The sequence below is a fragment of the Dyadobacter luticola genome (assembly GCF_005860805.1).
Taxonomy (GTDB): Bacteria; Bacteroidota; Bacteroidia; order Cytophagales; family Spirosomataceae; genus Dyadobacter; species Dyadobacter luticola.
The window spans coordinates 73,257-89,290 of the sequence record NZ_VCEJ01000004.1 but is presented as its reverse complement, the minus strand read 5'-3'; the positions used below and the strand labels follow the sequence as shown (position 1 = coordinate 89,290).

The 16,034-nt window shown below is 46.3% G+C and carries 14 protein-coding genes; 8 read left to right on the top strand and 6 right to left on the bottom strand.

The annotated features are described in order from the left end of the window. The first annotated feature begins 64 nt into the window (after positions 1 to 64). Positions 65 to 1,216 carry a UDP-N-acetylglucosamine 4,6-dehydratase gene (locus tag FEN17_RS11005; protein ID WP_138365418.1) on the top strand — a complete coding sequence of 384 codons (1,152 nt, stop codon included), beginning with the start codon at positions 65 to 67 and terminating at the stop codon, positions 1,214 to 1,216. On the opposite strand, the gene FEN17_RS11000 is transcribed toward FEN17_RS11005, so the two are convergent. Then, positions 1,209 to 2,117 (bottom strand): alpha/beta hydrolase, encoded by a 909-nt coding sequence (locus FEN17_RS11000; protein ID WP_138365417.1) that lies wholly within the window; start codon positions 2,115 to 2,117, stop codon positions 1,209 to 1,211. The genes FEN17_RS11005 and FEN17_RS11000 overlap by 8 nt on opposite strands. A gap of 448 nt (positions 2,118 to 2,565) precedes the next feature. Between FEN17_RS11000 and FEN17_RS10995 the strand changes: the two genes are divergently transcribed. The 5 genes from FEN17_RS10995 (at position 2,566) to FEN17_RS10975 (ending at position 7,202) form a co-directional block, all read left to right on the top strand. Continuing rightward, entirely contained in the window at positions 2,566 to 3,339 is a 774-nt protein-coding gene (locus FEN17_RS10995; protein WP_138365416.1) for an alpha/beta fold hydrolase, read from the top strand. Between the two features lie 87 nt (positions 3,340 to 3,426). Beyond that, positions 3,427 to 4,098, top strand: coding sequence for a CBS domain-containing protein (locus tag FEN17_RS10990; protein WP_138365415.1), 672 nt, complete (start codon positions 3,427 to 3,429; stop codon positions 4,096 to 4,098). 92 nt (positions 4,099 to 4,190) lie between these two features. Next, complete coding sequence (locus tag FEN17_RS10985) at positions 4,191 to 5,066, top strand: NAD kinase (protein ID WP_138365414.1); 876 nt, start codon at positions 4,191 to 4,193, stop codon at positions 5,064 to 5,066. A 25-nt stretch (positions 5,067 to 5,091) separates the two neighbouring features. Then, on the top strand, positions 5,092 to 6,114 hold the full coding sequence (locus FEN17_RS10980; RefSeq protein WP_138365413.1) for a dipeptide epimerase: 1,023 nt from the start codon (positions 5,092 to 5,094) through the stop codon (positions 6,112 to 6,114). After that, positions 6,111 to 7,202: an aminotransferase class I/II-fold pyridoxal phosphate-dependent enzyme gene (locus tag FEN17_RS10975; RefSeq protein WP_138365412.1), complete on the top strand. Its 1,092-nt coding sequence runs from the start codon at positions 6,111 to 6,113 to the stop codon at positions 7,200 to 7,202. The genes FEN17_RS10980 and FEN17_RS10975 overlap by 4 nt, the downstream gene beginning before the upstream one ends. A gap of 113 nt (positions 7,203 to 7,315) precedes the next feature. Here the strand turns inward: FEN17_RS10975 and FEN17_RS10970 are convergent, their stop codons facing one another. From FEN17_RS10970 to pdhA, 3 genes are all read right to left on the bottom strand, one after another. Beyond that, the gene (locus FEN17_RS10970; RefSeq protein WP_138365411.1) at positions 7,316 to 7,603 is read right to left on the bottom strand and encodes a BrnT family toxin; all 288 of its coding nucleotides are present in this window, start codon (positions 7,601 to 7,603) and stop codon (positions 7,316 to 7,318) included. 22 nt (positions 7,604 to 7,625) lie between these two features. Next, entirely contained in the window at positions 7,626 to 8,516 is an 891-nt protein-coding gene (tatC, locus tag FEN17_RS10965) for a twin-arginine translocase subunit TatC (RefSeq protein ID WP_138365410.1), read from the bottom strand. Between the two features lie 138 nt (positions 8,517 to 8,654). Next, the gene (gene pdhA / locus FEN17_RS10960) at positions 8,655 to 9,683 is read right to left on the bottom strand and encodes a pyruvate dehydrogenase (acetyl-transferring) E1 component subunit alpha (RefSeq protein WP_138365409.1); all 1,029 of its coding nucleotides are present in this window, start codon (positions 9,681 to 9,683) and stop codon (positions 8,655 to 8,657) included. A gap of 125 nt (positions 9,684 to 9,808) precedes the next feature. Between pdhA and recF the strand changes: the two genes are divergently transcribed. Beyond that, positions 9,809 to 10,903, top strand: a complete 1,095-nt coding sequence (gene recF, locus FEN17_RS10955) for a DNA replication/repair protein RecF (RefSeq protein WP_138365408.1) — start codon at positions 9,809 to 9,811, stop codon at positions 10,901 to 10,903. Positions 10,904 to 10,946: 43 nt separating this feature from the next. On the opposite strand, the gene FEN17_RS10950 is transcribed toward recF, so the two are convergent. Then, the gene (locus tag FEN17_RS10950) at positions 10,947 to 12,014 is read right to left on the bottom strand and encodes a mannose-1-phosphate guanylyltransferase (protein WP_138365407.1); all 1,068 of its coding nucleotides are present in this window, start codon (positions 12,012 to 12,014) and stop codon (positions 10,947 to 10,949) included. A gap of 286 nt (positions 12,015 to 12,300) precedes the next feature. On the opposite strand from FEN17_RS10950, the gene FEN17_RS10945 reads away from it, so the two are divergent. Then, positions 12,301 to 15,381, top strand: coding sequence for a carboxypeptidase-like regulatory domain-containing protein (locus tag FEN17_RS10945; protein ID WP_138365406.1), 3,081 nt, complete (start codon positions 12,301 to 12,303; stop codon positions 15,379 to 15,381). 3 nt (positions 15,382 to 15,384) lie between these two features. Here FEN17_RS10945 and upp read toward each other — a convergent pair whose 3' ends face one another. Then, positions 15,385 to 16,029: a uracil phosphoribosyltransferase gene (gene upp / locus FEN17_RS10940; protein WP_138365405.1), complete on the bottom strand. Its 645-nt coding sequence runs from the start codon at positions 16,027 to 16,029 to the stop codon at positions 15,385 to 15,387. Positions 16,030 to 16,034: the final 5 nt, after the last annotated feature.

Sequence of the window (16,034 nt, the reverse complement as noted above, 5' to 3'; positions counted from 1 at the left end):
ATTTCAGTTACCTCTTTACAACTGACGCGTAATCGATATATCCATCATCCTTGACGATATATCCATGAAGTCAGTAAACCAATCCCTCCAAAACTTCAAATGTAACCCCGAAGACCTGCTCGACCGGCAGCCCATCGTGCTCGACCAGCACAACATTGCGCAGGAAATCCGCGGAAGCATTATCCTCATTACCGGCGCCGCAGGATCCATCGGCTCTGAGCTAGCATTGCAAATCTGCCGACATAAGCCACAAGCATTAATTCTTCTCGACCAATCCGAAACCGGGCTAAATGATCTGGACATGAACATTCGTGAGAAATTTCCGAATGTAAATCTTCAATCCTACATCGCGAACATTACGGATGAGCAGCGCATGCGGCAGGTATTTTCGGATAAAAACATTCAGATCGTTTTTCATGCAGCAGCTTACAAACACGTTCCGGTCATGGAAAATCATCCATACGAAGCCATCAAAACCAACATTTTCGGCACTGAAATTTTAGCCAGCGTATCCCTCGAAAATCACGTCCGAAAGTTCCTTTTTGTATCTACAGATAAAGCCGTGAACCCCGCCAGCATCATGGGCGCTACGAAGCGTTTTGCCGAAATCCTCTTGCAACATTACAGCCACATTAGCCCCGGCAAAACCAAATTCATCATCACTCGCTTCGGAAACGTGCTAGGCTCAAACGGATCATTCCTGCACACATTCGAGCGCCAAATCCGCAGCGGCGGGCCGGTTACAGTAACTCATCCCGAAGTCCAGCGATACTTGATGACCGTCACGGAAGCCTGCCAACTCGTGCTGGAAGCGACGGCCATAAGTGAAGGAAATGAAATTCTGTTTTTTGATATGGGAAAGCCCGTTTACATCCGCCACATTGCGGATCGTATGATCCGGCTGGCTGGACTTCAACCTGGGAAGGATATTTACATCAAATACATTGGCCTGCGACCAGGTGAAAAAATCCGGGAGGAAATTGGTGATGCTAACATTTGCAATTTTTGTAAACATTCAAAAATGCGGGCAACAGCATTTTCCGATAATTCTCAGGTTTGCGCGAATCACATGATGTTTCTGTTGCAAGAAGCGCTTGCCTCAGGCGATGATAAAAAGATGGTTTCGGTGCTGAGAAAAGCTATTCCGGAATATCAAAGTGAAATTTTAAAACCTGAGATTCACAGCATTGACGTTCCCAAAAACCAAACTACCTAGCCACCACCAACCCATTCGTCCGCATAAAAACCAAACACCGCTCAAACCATTCCTGAAATGCTGGTTCTTTGAGATAGCCGTGCTCACCTTTGGAATAAATGTGCAAGTCGGCAGGAATATTTTTGGCGTTGAGTGCTTCGTAGAATTCAATGCTGTTCGATACCGGCACCACCGTGTCGTCCCCCGCGTGGGTCAAAAATGCAGGCGGCGTTGTTGTTGTGACCTGTAATTCGTTTGAAAAATATTTTAGCTTTTCGGCAGTTGGCGATTCGCCAAGCAAGTTTTTCGCGGAACCCCGGTGACCTTTGTCGAGAAATGTGATCACCGGATAAACCAGGATCATGAAATCCGGACGCAGGCTGGTTTTTTTAGGGTTTGCCACAAAGCTACTGTCATAATGTGTGCCCGCAGTTGCAGCCAGGTGACCGCCTGCAGAGAAGCCCATGATACCGATTTTTCCTGGATCAATTTTCCACTCGCCCGCACGTTCCCGCAAGGTTTTGATAGCCTGCTGGGCGTCTTGCAGCGATCCGATTGATTTATCTTGCATGATCCGGTCGCTGGGTAGTCGGTATTTTAAAACAAATGCGGCAATTCCGGCTTTGTTCAGCTCTTTCGCCACCTGGTATCCCTCCCGATCGATTACCAGCGCGCCATAGCCACCGCCCGGACAAACAATTATAGCCGTACCATTAGCGATATTGGCAGGCGGCAAAAAGATCCGTAAAGTAGGTTTTGAAACATTTCTCGCAACATTGTCCTTGATCGTTTCCTGGTCTTCCGCATTGTTTACGGCATTCGGGATTTTGTCCGGATAAAGCGGAATTTCACTTTGCGCGGCTGCGGAGGACACGAGCCCAATAACCAGCATTTTGGCCAGCAATAGTTTTTGAATTACCATAACTACATTAAAGTATATATTGACCTTGCCTTTGGTTCTAATATTTTTCTAATTCAGGGCCAGCCAAAAACTAGTTAAATTTCGGTTACCAATATTTTGATGGTATTTCCGGCGACTTAGAACTGCATTTAAGCCAAATATCCGGACGTTAATAAAGTAAGTCGGAGCACATAATAATTTACCGGTGACAATGCTTTTCAAAACCGTTTAATCAGTTGAATAGAATTGCACCTTTCCATGTTATTCGATTAGTTCTTTTATTAATAATATAATATTTACAAGAAAATAAAATCCGGTTTATTACTTTGCAGGGACATTCCCGGAAAAAAATAACTAGTTTTGCGCATTACCCGAAACGTGCACTACTTTCTTTGATACGTTATAGATGGTTGATTGAACTCTTTTACTTTTTTACGGCTTCATTATCCATATAATCCACAATAGAAGAATGAAATATCCAGTACATGCAGAAGACAGGTTTCAGTTCATCGACGAGGGAAAAGGCGAAACATTACTGCTTTTGCATGGCCTTTTCGGTGCATTAAGTAACTGGGACGGAATTATCGATCATTTTTCGAATCGTTACCGGGTGATCATCCCACTGCTTCCGATCTACGAACTCCCGCCGCGTGAAGCCGGTCTGGAAGCGTTACTGGCATTTCTGGAAGATTTTGTGGCTTTTAAAGGATTGACCAATGTTACTGTAATCGGTAATTCCCTCGGTGGTCACATCGGTCTTTTATATACTTTAAAAAATCAGAGTAACGTCCATAAGCTGGTCCTGACAGGAAGTTCAGGGCTTTTTGAAAACTCGATGGGCGGCTCTTTTCCAAAACGCGGTAGCTACGATTATATCAAGGAGCGCGTGGCGTATACTTTCTACGATCCTGAGGTTGCTACCAAAGACCTGATTGACGAAGTGTTTGAAACAACTTCCAGCATTCCAAAATGTATGAGCATTGTCGGTATCGCCAAATCTGCGCAGCGACATAACCTTGCAAAGGACCTGCACGAAATCACCGTCCCTACTCTGCTGGTCTGGGGATTGAATGATACCATCACCCCGCCACACGTTGGATACGAGTTCAATCGTTTAATTGCCAATTCCGAACTGCATTTTATTGATAAATGCTGCCACGCGCCGATGATGGAGCGCCCGCACGAGTTCAATGTTGTGCTGGAAAGCTTTTTGGAAAAGCACGTTACCGTACCCGTTGCCTGAGCTTCTTTCCGGGGAATTTCTTTTTTGGTACGATAGTTGACACATATATAGTTTTTTTATAGCTTCGAAAAATGACGTTCTGAATTTATGCTCGCTTCCTCTCTCATCAATCCTATGATTCCTGTCCTCAAACCAACCGATTCGGTAGGTACGGCGCTGGATTGGATGGATGAATATAGCGTGAAGCAGCTTGCAGTGGCAGATTCAGGCATTTATCAGGGAATTGTCTCAGAAGACATTCTCTTCGATGTAGTCGACAATACTGAACTGCTTGTCCGCCTCATTATTCAGCATAAAGATATTTTTGCTTCCGAAGACCAGCATCCCTACGAGCTTTTGCGTTTGGTTAATCAGTTTGGGTTAAAAGTAATCCCCGTTTTGCACGATGACCGTACTTTTGCCGGCAGTATCCTGGCGAGTGACCTGGTCGAACATTTTGTTAATGAGCTGGGTGTGCAGGAAAAAGGCGCCGTGCTTGTCCTGAAAATTGCAGAACGCAGCTATTCACTATCAGAAATCAGCCGCCTGATCGAATCAAACGGCACCCGGATTCTGAGCAGCTATTACTCTTCCGGCGAAGTTTACAATCCGTCCAATGAAGCCCGGCTTACATTGAAGCTGAACCGGACGCATATTACCCCCATCATCGCTACGCTCGAACGATTTGGTTACCAGATCGAAGAGGCGCACGCTAATGATCCCATCGAAAGTGTTGACCAGGAGCGACTGGATATGCTTTTGCGGTATCTCGCCACCTAGCAACTACTGCTTTTCTAAATCTCCCCCTGTTTTTGAATGGGCACATTTGTCCCTATCTTTCGGGTAAAACCATCTGTATTTACCTTTCCTTCATGAAAATAGCAATTCACGGACGAAATTTTAATGAGTCCGCCCGCCCGTTCATTGAAAACATGTTCAATGAGCTGCGTACAAGGAAAATCGAGGTCCAGTTATCACGCCCTTTCCGCACTTTTCTGGACCAGACCGGCATTTCGCACTATTCGCATTTGGTTTATGAAAAGCCGGAAGAGCTTTTCGATGCGCGCCTCGTAGTAAGTATGGGCGGCGACGGAACATTGCTGGAAACCATTTCGCATGTGGGCAAAAGACAAATTCCAGCAATCGGTATCAATGTTGGGCGGCTCGGTTTTCTGGCCACGGTATCGCCAGAAAGAATTGCAGATATGATCGCTGCGCTGGAAAGCAGTCAGTTTCGCATTGATGAAAGAACATTGGTTTCGATTGAATCCAACATTGATTTGTTCGACGGGTTGAATTTTGGGCTGAATGATTTTACGATCACAAAGACCGATACTTCGTCCATGATCACGGTGCATACCTATCTGAATCAGGAATTCCTGAATTCGTATTGGGCCGATGGACTGATCGTTTCCACGCCGACCGGCTCGACCGGCTATTCGCTAAGCTGCGGCGGGCCTGTGCTGGTACCACACTCTCAAAACTTTATTATCACGCCGATCAGCCCGCATAACCTCAATGTACGGCCGCTTGTGGTGGAGGATACCGCGGTGATCAGGCTGGAAGTGAAGAGCCGGAGCAACAATTTTCTGGTTTCGCTAGATGCCCGCTCGCGGGTGGTGGATGAAAATACGCAGCTGACAGTCAGAAAGGCTGATTTTACCGCGCGGCTGATCAAAATGAAAGACGACAGTTTTCTTAATACATTGAGAAGCAAACTTTCCTGGGGATTGGATATGCGTAACTGACACCGAATTTTAATTCTTATACAATATGAAACTCACTTACCACACTTTCGATCTCCAACTCAAACATACTTTCACCATCGCGCACGACTCCCGCGACGTGCAGCCGACCCTGATCGTAAAACTTTCCGACGGGAATTTCAGCGGATTTGGCGAAGCAACTTCCAATCCTTATTACGGCATTACGATTGAGAACATGATTTCTTCGCTGGAAACGGTGAAGGATTTTGTGGAAAATGGGCACTACGATTCTGCGGAAGAACTTTGGGATAAAGTACATGCTTCCCTCCTGTCAAATTCCTTTGCGCAATGTGCGCTCGATGAAGCCGCTCACGATTTTTTTGCCAAGAAAAAGGGGCAAAAGCTGTACCAAACCTGGGACTTATCAATTGACCACAATCCGCTCACGAACTTCACGATCGGCATTGATACCGTAGAAAAAATGGTGGCCAAGATGAGAGAACTACCCTGGCCGATCTATAAAATCAAACTCGGTACGAATGAAGATTTACTCATTGTTCAGGAATTGCGGAAGAATACCGATGCCGTTTTTCGTGTAGATGCTAACTGTGGCTGGACGGAAGCGCAGACGATTGAGCTTGCGCCAAAGCTGAAAGATTTAGGCGTAGAATTCATCGAGCAGCCACTTCCTGCCACTGATTTGGAAGGCATGAAGGAAGTTTTTGCAAAAAGCGCATTGCCTGTAATTGCTGATGAAAGTTGTATCATAGAAAGCGACGTCGCCAAATGTCAAGGATTATTTCACGGCGTGAATGTGAAACTCACCAAATGCGGCGGCCCGACTGCTGCCAAACGCATGCTAGCAGAAGCCCGCTCACTCGGCATGAAAACCATGGTCGGCTGCATGACTGAAAGCAGCGTCGGAATTTCACTCATCGCACATTTGCTGCCGCTTCTTGATTATGTGGATATGGACGGTTCTTTGCTGATCAAAAATGATCCTGCCACCGGCGTGACATTCAATTTTGGAAACATACTTTACGCAGCTGAAAACGGCAGCGGCGCTTCCCTCAAAGTTTATAACGCGTGAGCTTCTTCACAGCAAATCATCTTCCTGGTCGGATTGTCAAAACGCAGCAAGGCGCAGAATATCTGTGGTTTAGCGGCACGGATTACCTTGGCATGGCGCACAACGAAGCCTTTCGTAATTATTTGATAAAAGCTACGAAAGCTTACGGAATGCATTTTGGCAGTTCGAGAAACGGCAGTTTGCGCCTTGGCATTTATGAATCGGCAGAGACAACATTCGCCAATTTTATCGGCGCTGAATCTGCCTTACTTGTTTCCTCCGGAATGTGGGCGGGACAGCTGGTTTTGAAAGAAATTGAGGAGATTGTCAAAAGTGACGCGGGCGAATATGTTGTACATTATCACTACGCGCCGAAAGTTCACCCCGCTCTCTGGGGAAATCATTTCAAATCGAATGTAGATTCTTGGAAAGATTGGGCATTAGATACTACTTCAAAAATCAATGCAGATAACTCGTCCGACATTCACATAATTTGCTCGGATGCCATCGGTTCACCGCTCGTTGAAGCATTCGATTTTTCTATTTTTGGTCAAATTCAAATACTGAAAAATGTTTGGCTGATCATTGACGAATCGCACAGCGTTGGCGTACTTGGAAAAAATGGCATCGGGGTACGTGCACAGATTCCTGCTAGGTTAATTGAGAATACCATTTTTGTTTCATCCCTAAACAAAGGGATAGGGATACCTGCAGGCGCAATTTGGGGAAGTAAGAAAATCATTGACATGCTCCGCCAATCACCCTGGTTCGCCGGAGCTTCACCTCCTACACCTGCCTATATCGCCGCATTTCAACAAATACTGGAAAACAACATTTATCAAACCGAAAACCAGAAACTGCTCGGACAGATCCGCTATTTCTCAGGAATGTTAGCTGGTAACATTGAATTCTTATCAACACCCGATTACCCTGTTTTTTGCAGTACAAATCCGGATCTATACCAATTCCTGCTTGCAAACGGCATCATGGCATCCTGCTTCTCCTACCCTTCCCCAACCGACCCGCCGATCACCCGCATCGCCATCAGCACATTACACAAAAAAGAAGACCTCAGCCGGTTAGCCGAGGTCTATAACAGATTTTTCTAATAGTTTATCTAACAATTTTAGATTCATGAACAAGTCTATCCAAATCGATAGGAATATCTTTCGCTATCCATTTTGTGGTATCCTCGTCAGGCAATCCTTTAACATAAAAAATGTCACTGGATTTGTCTTTGCTTGTAATATTCTCGCTCTTCTTTTCTCGCGACCCTGGTCCCGATAATACGGATTTTCCCATTTCTTACTATAAAATAAGCCGTCAAAATTCTTCCTGACTCGCTCAACCCATAACAAAGATATCTTACTTCAGTTCCTGAGCCTCTTTTACTTAATCGAATTACGCGGCCAACATCATGAAAAATACTTTCAGATTCCCTGTTAGTAATACCATGTTTTTCAACCGACTTGATGATGTTTCCATCATCCCATTCAAAAAGTAACGCCATTCAAATCAACTATCCTTTTCCTTTAATCCTCAGTCGTCTCCGAACTAGAAATTCCCGATTTCGCCAGTGCCTGCTCCTCTCTTAGCTTTTCTCTCTCCACTTTTCCAGCCACGAAAATACTGATTTCGTAAAGGAGGAATAACGGTATGGCTACGATTACCTGGCTGTAAATATCTGGTGATGGGGTAATTACCGCTGCGATGATCAGGATAACAATCATGGCGTGTTTCCGGTATTCACGCATAAATGACGGGGTAAGTACCCCTACTTTGGCTAGAACGAAAACAACGATCGGGAGCTGGAATGCTACGCCGCAGGCAAGTGTTAATGTCGCTACGAGTGAAATGTAAGATGATAAGCTGAATTCATTGATGATCGACGGGTCCAGCGTAAAGTTAGCCAGGAAGTTGATAGCCAGGGGCGTAACAACATAATACCCAAAAAACACGCCTGAGAAAAACAGGAATGTCACATAAAAAACGGCTCCCCGGGCCGATGCCCTTTCAGAAGGTCTGAGACCTGGTTTGATAAACCGCCAAACTTCCCAGAACGCATAAGGAAAAGCAAAAACCAAACCGGCGATCACTGCCGAGGTCATACTCATCGTGAACTGATCACCGACGCCTATGGCTTGTAATTTGAAATTTAAAGCCTTGATACACAGCTCCTGATAGCCAACCACATCTGCGAGCTTACATAACATTTTGTAAGTCCAAAAATCGGGTTGCGAGGGGGCAATGATGACGTAGTGGTAAATTTCTTCAATGTAAACAAATGCGATGATGGCGAATATCAGAATGGAAGCGCCGGCGCGGATAACGTGCCACCTTAACTCTTCAAGGTGCCCGAGAAATGACATCTCTTTACCTTCTGCGTCTTCTTCCTCTTTTTCAAAATCCTGATCCAAGGGCATATCAATAATGTTACTAAAATTCTATTTACGTGAAAATGCAAAAACAGGATCAATCCCTGACTGCGAAAAACCGAAATTACTTAAAAAACCCGTCGAACTGGTCCGGCGGGTTTTTTTAATTCTAAGACTTTTATAAGATTATTCTGCAAAAGGATAATCATTCTCAACATACACATCGGTGTATGCTTCTTTCGGATCAGGAAACTCGGATTCTTCCGCGAACTGCACCGATTGCGCGACGATCTCTTTTATTTTTTTATCAATATTTTCAAGATCTTCTTCTGTCGCCAGATTGTTTTCAAGAATCACAGCACGGATTTGCTCGATCGGATCTCTGTGTTTGTACTCTTCTACTTCTTCTTTCGAGCGGTATTTCTGCGGATCGGACATCGAATGTCCGCGGTAACGATAAGTACGAAATTCAAGGAAAGTAGGTCCCTCACCTTTGCGGGCACGTTCAGCCGCGCGGGAAACCGATTCGTGGATCGCTTCCACGCTCATACCGTCAACCGGCTCAGAAGGAATGTCGTACGCCTCGCCCAATGTGTAAAGGTCGGTAACATTGGAAGTACGTGCTACCGAAGTACCCATCGCATAACCATTGTTTTCCACAACAAAAATCACCGGTAATTTCCAGCTCATCGCCATGTTCAGCGCCTCGTGGAATGCACCCTGGCGGATCGCACCGTCACCGAAGTAGCAGATGCACACATTATCAGTTTTGTTGTACTTCTCAGCAAATGCGATTCCGGCACCCAGCGGGATTTGCGCACCTACGATTCCATGACCACCGACAAAGCCTTTTTCTTTGTCGAAAATGTGCATGGAACCACCTTTTCCCTTGGTAGTACCCGTTTTTTTGCCGTAAAGCTCGGCCATGATTGCATTGGGCGAAGTACCCAAAGCCAGCGGAATCCCGTGGTCACGGTAAGCTGTAATGTACTTATCACCTTGTTTCAAAGCAGTTACAGCGCCCGATGAGCAAGCTTCCTGACCAATGTACAAGTGACAAAAACCGCGGATTTTCTGCTGACCGTAAAGCTGGCCCGCTTTTTCTTCGAAACGGCGTTGTAAAAGCATGTTCTCAAACCAGAACAAATAGCGGTCAGGGGCATGCTGTAATTTCTTGGGGGCTGAAGATTTCTTTTTTTCGGTAACGGTGGCCATGTATTTGGTTCTCGTTTATAAAGACAGAACTTTGTCTTAAGTTATGGTTTGAACAGAGTCTGTTGATTGCCGTACTCACGCAATGATCTGCGAAAATAAGCATAAACTCGATAACAAAGAAGTTCATGTGGCTAGAAAAGCTCCACCTTACATACTTTAAAAGTTATGAAGAGAAAGCCTTTACATTCGGTGAACATGTGAACTGTATTGTGGGGGAAAACGGCAGTGGAAAAACCAATTTACTCGACGCGATATACTTCCTGACACTCACAAAAAGTGCTTTTCATAATCAGGATGCACTGGGTATCCGCCACGCCAGAGATTTTTTTGTGCTGGACGGGATTTTTCAGGAGCCTTCCAGAAGAACACAGATCACGTGCAGCTTCCAGCGCGGCCAGCGCAAGATTTTTATGGCCGATAAAAAGCCTTACGACCGCCTTAGCGACCACATTGGCCTTTTTCCACTGGTACTCATCGCCCCCAACGATACCGACCTGATCCGCGACGGCAGTGAGGAGCGCCGCCGTTTTTTTGATGGCGTGCTTTCCCAGGCTGTGCCGGGTTATCTGCATGATTTTCTTCAATTCAACAAAATCCTCAATCAGCGAAACGGTCTTTTGAAGCTTTTTGCCGAGCGGAATTATCTTGACGAAGACCTGCTCGAAACATACAATGAGCCGCTGATTATTTTGTCCCAAAGAATTTACGCGCACCGGGTATCATTCATGAACCGCTACGTGCCGCTTTTCTATAAATATTATGATTTTCTGAGCAGCGGCCACGAGCAGGTGGATGTGGTGTATGAAAGCGAAGTTGCGAGTCCTGATTTTCCGTCGGAATTCCGGAGAAACAGAAGCCGCGACTTATATGCGCAGCGCACGGGAAAAGGGGTTCACAAAGATGAATATACCTTCGAAATCAATGGGGTAACATTGAAAAAATTCGGCTCACAAGGTCAGCAGAAGTCTTTTTTGATTGCCCTCAAACTGGCACAGTTCGAGCTTTTAAAAGAAGAAAAAGAAAAAACGCCCATCCTTCTCCTCGACGACATTTTCGACAAACTCGACGACCGCCGCATCAGCAAGCTCATCGAACTCATCGACACCGGCTTCCTCGGCCAGGTCTTCATCACCGACGCCCGCCCCGAGCGTTCACAAAAGATTTTGGAAAAAGTAAAAGCGGATGTAAGGTATTTTGAAATTGAAAAGGTTTTGGGTTGAACAAAAAAGCCAGATCTCAACGACCTGGCTTTCTTATCCGTTTTTAAACATATTTCAAATCCAGCTCTTTTGCGTGAGCGACGAATTCTTTTACTTTTTGTTCTTCTTCTTTTTTACAGATCATTAACACGCCGTCGTATTCGGCCACGATGTAACCGTCCAGGCCGCTGATTACTACCAGCTTTTCTTTTGGTGTTTTGATGATCGAGTTTGTGGTATTGAAAAGAAGCAGGTTGCCGTCGGTAACATTCAGGTTCGCATCTTTTTCGGATACTTCGTAGAGTGACTTCCAGGTGCCAAGATCCGACCAGCCGAAGTTGCTCAGTACCACGTGCACATTTTCCGCTTTTTCCATGATCGCATTATCGATGGAAATGCTGCCGCAGATCTGGTACGCGCGCTGGATGAAAGCATCTTCCGTCTCAACATAATAATGCGGCTCGCCACCGTCAAAAATTTCCGCAATTTCAGGCTGGAATTCGATCAGGGCTTTTTTGAATGCCTGAATGTTCCAAACAAAAATTCCGGCATTCCAGACGAAGTCTCCGCTATCCAAAAATTGCAGTGCCAGTTCGAGGTGCGGCTTTTCAGTAAAGGATTTTACTTTTTTGATCGTCATTTTATCCGGCACATACTGGATGTAACCGTAACCCGTATCAGGCCGGGTTGGCTGGATACCCAACGTTACGAGAATGTCCTCATTTCGCGTGGCGCCCAGTGCGATCCGGATCGTATCCTTGAATGCTTCTTCTTTGAGAATGATATGGTCGGCAGGTGCTACCACAACATTTGCATTTGGGTTACGCGAAGCGATTTTATAGCAGGCATAAGCAATGCAAGGTGCTGTGTTTCTGCGGTTTGGTTCGAGCAGGATCTGGTCGTCCACCAAAGCCGGCAGCTGCTCTTTCACCAGCTCTTTGTATTCCTGACTGGTAACGATATAAATGTTTTCGATAGGACAGACACCTTCAAAACGGTCGACTGTTTGTTGCAACAGCGACCTTCCTGTGCCCAGTACATCATGGAATTGCTTCGGGAAATCTGTTCTACTAAATGGCCAGAACCTTGTTCCAACCCCGCCAGCCATGATAATTACATAAGTATCCTGCATAGTGAAAGGTTATTTATTAAACATGCTTTTTAAGTCTTCAAAACTAACGATAAACATACAGTATGGTAAATTATAATGTTTAAAATGCTTTAAAATCACGCATTTAGCTCAATTTTCTGCGTCGCCTGGACATTCTTTTACCCGTTTTTTGAGATTTGTAACCTTTCTTAACTAAGAATTGAGCGATTTATTTTATAAAATTTTGCGAAATAATTATACATTTAATATACATTTTTCTCTCCTCTCTGTTCGGTCATTTGCTAACAATTCTACTCATTCTTCCGCCATGAAAAGTGATTCTCCGCGCCTGAAATATTGCGTTTTCATTTTGCTGCTGTTTTTCAGTTTTCCTATGTATGCGCAAATTACCCTCGAAGGTAAAATCGTCGAATCGGCGACGGGCAATCCGCTGGCCGGGGTAAGTATCCGCGTCAAAGGAAAAGTTGCTGGTACTATCACCGACGTCAAAGGCCAGTTCAGCTTTACTACCACTACCAACCCCCCGCTGACGCTGGTAGTTTCATCTGTCGGTTTTCAAACCAAAGAACTGGAAGTTGCCGGCGCTATTTCAAGCCTCGACATTCAGCTCGAAGAGCAGGCGGTACTCGGAAAAGAAATTGTGGTTTCGGCCTCCCGGATGGAAGAAAGTGTCATGAAATCGCCAGTAGCCATTGAAAAAATGGACATTCGTGACATTAAAAATACACCCGCCGCCAGTTTCTACGACGCCCTCAACAATCTTAAAGGTATCGACCTCACGACCCAGGGATTTTTATTCAAATCCGTCAACATGCGGGGATTCGGGAGTACCGGAAATACACGGACCGTCCAGATGATCGACGGCATGGATAACCAGGCGCCCGGCCTCAATTTTCCCCTCGATAACCTGATCGGCATGTCGGAACTGGACGTGGAAAGTATCGAAGTTTTGCCCGGCGCAGCTTCCGCATTGTACGGACCAAATGCCGTGAATGGTTTGATTTTGATGAATAGTAAAAGTCCGTTTCTGTACCAGGGTTTAAGTGCTAGTGTCAAAGGCGGTGCCATGCTCGAAGCGAACCGGACGAAGGCTACGACGCCTTTCGTAGAGGGTACGATCCGCTATGCAAAAGCATTTAATAACAAGCTGGCATTTAAAGTAAACCTTTCATACTTACAGGCAAAAGACTGGGAAACAACCAATTACACCAATTTGAATGTTGGCGGAAATGCAGATCCAAACCGCGGCGCAGGTACAGACCTGGATTACGACGGAACAAATACTTATGGGGACGAAATTCAGACAAATATTAATGCAGTCGCTAAAACGCTGGCGGCAAATGGCCTGATTCCTTCCTCCGCAGTATCACTGGTCCCCAATGTTTTCGTCAGCCGGACGGGTTATCGAGAGAAAGACCTGGTCGATTACAAAACGAGAAATTTGAAGGCCAATGCCGCCTTACATTACCGGATCAATGAAAAAATCGAGGCGGTGGCGCAGGTCAATTATGGGTATGGAACCACGGTTTACACAGGTACGGGCCGCTACTCGCTCCGGAATTTTAATTTAACCCAGGCGAAACTCGAACTGCGCGGCGACAATTTTACTTTACGGGCTTATACTACCCAGGAACGTTCCGGCAAATCGTATCTCTCCGGGCTCGCCGCGGTTTCCATGCTCAACGACATTAAGCCCAATGCAAACTGGTTTGGCGAGTACGTCGGCGCATTTGCTACGGCCCGCGCCGCGGGAGTTACCGAACAGGAAGCACATTTACTCGCCCGCCAAAATGCAGATAAAGGAATGCCCGCGCCTGGTACCTACGCATTCAACCAGCTTCTGGAAACTTACCGCAACAAAGCCATCGTAGACGGCGGCAGCAGCTTTGCTGATAAGACCAATATGTATCACTATGAAGGTTTTTACAATTTCAAAAACCAGATCAAGTTCATAGAGCTGATCGCGGGCGCCAATTACCGGCAGTACCGGCTGCGCTCGGGCGGAACATTATTTGCGGACAATAAAGAAGGCAGAAACGGTACTATCCCGATCAACGAATTCGGCGGTTTTGTGCAGGCCGGGAAAAATTTGCTGGCCAATCATTTAAAACTGACAGGCTCGATCCGATATGATAAAAACCAGAATTTTGACGGCCAATTCACGCCCAGAATTTCGGCAGTAACCACATTCGGTGACCATAACATTCGCTTGTCGTACCAAACCGGCTTCCGGATCCCGACAACGCAAAACCAATACATTGACCTGAAAACCCCGTCGGGAACATTGGTGGGCGGGTTGCCGGAATTCAATGAACGCTACCATCTTTCGAGCGGCATTTTGAGACAATATCTCTCGGAAGATGCGGTTAAAAAAATCGTAGAAACCGACCCGACCGTGCTTGAAAGCGCCAAAAGGTACGCTACCGCCGCGGTAACGCAGCAGGCAACTGTGGCAATCACGCAGGCGGTGACTGCGCAGGTTACTGCTCAGGTAAACCAGGCTGTGGCGGCAGGAACACTTCCCAATGACCCGAATGCAATCCAGGCTGCAGTGACCGCGGGCGTCAATCAGGCTTTGCCCGGCGTGCTTTCGGCGCAGCTTCCAGGCATTCTGGCATCGCAGGTACCCGGCCTTGTTCCAGATCTGGCGAAGGCTTATGCGCTGGCGAAGTTGCCGAAATACAATGCTGTGAAGCTCAAACCGGAGCGCATTGCTTCTTATGAAATCGGCTACAAAGCCGTCATCGCGCGCAAATTATTTGTGGACGCCTACTATTATGTGAGCAAATACAAGAGCTTCCTCGGCGGAGCGGTCGTTGTGGTACCTACGGCTGCGGCGGCTCCCGGCTTACCGATCGAATCGGGAATCGGGGTGGGAAATTATAATGGTTATGCGATGGCTGTGAATACGACGGAAACCATTACCACACAGGGATTTGCAGTTGGTTTGAATTATGCGTTGCCAAAAGGTTTTAATGTAGGTGGCAATGTCGCAAACAACAATCTCACCAATTTCAAACCTTCGGCCGAAGTTGAATATTCCCAGTTCAACACACCGAAATACCGGTTCAATGTCAGCTTTGGAAAACGCCTGACCAGCAGCAGCACCTGGGGTTTTAATGCAGTTTATCGCTACCAGCAAGCATTTACTTGGGAATCCAGCTTTATCGTCCCGACTTCAACCGACGTACCGATTTTTTCAAATACCAAAGTACCGGCGATCGGAAACCTGGATGCGCAGGTGAGCCGGAAAATCCCTTCCATCAAGTCGGTTATCAAACTCGGTGCGACAAATCTGTTTGGAAAATCGTACATACAAGCCTACGGCAGCCCGAATGTTGGTTCGACTTACTACGTGAGCATTACATTTGATGAATTGCTGAACTGAAACCTACTTCTCTCCGTAAGCCAGGTCGCCGGCGTCGCCGAGGCCTGGTACAATGTAGTATTGCTCGTTCAGTTTCTGGTCAATCGCGCCTAGCCAGAGACGGCAGTGCGGAATTCTTTTTTGCAGGAAATCAACACCTTCCGGACTGGCGATCACCGAGGCAATGTGTGTTTGTGAAGGAATACCAAACCGCAGCAACGCATGGTACACTTTTTCCATCGACCGCCCGGTAGCCAGCATCGGGTCGATCAGGACGAGGATTTTTCCGGTCAGATCAGGACTTGTGATGTAATCCATTTCTACCGTAAATTCTTCCTCTTCATTAATATGATGACCGCGGTAGGCGCCGATAAATGCATTGTCAGCTTTGTCAAACATATTCAGAAAACCTTCGTGCAGAGGTAATCCAGCCCTCAAAATAGTGGCCAAAACCACCGGTTGCAGCAGTGAGCGCGAAGGCGCCTGGCCCAGCGGTGTCTCTACTTTTTCGGTTTTATAGGTCAATGTTTTTGACAATTCGTAAGCCAGCAACTCCCCGATCCGCTCCATATTCCGCCGAAATCTCATGCGGTCACCCTGGCAATTTACATCTCGTAATTCGGCCAGATAATGGTCCGCGATGGAAGGTTTCTGGGAAAGTAAAAACATGGACA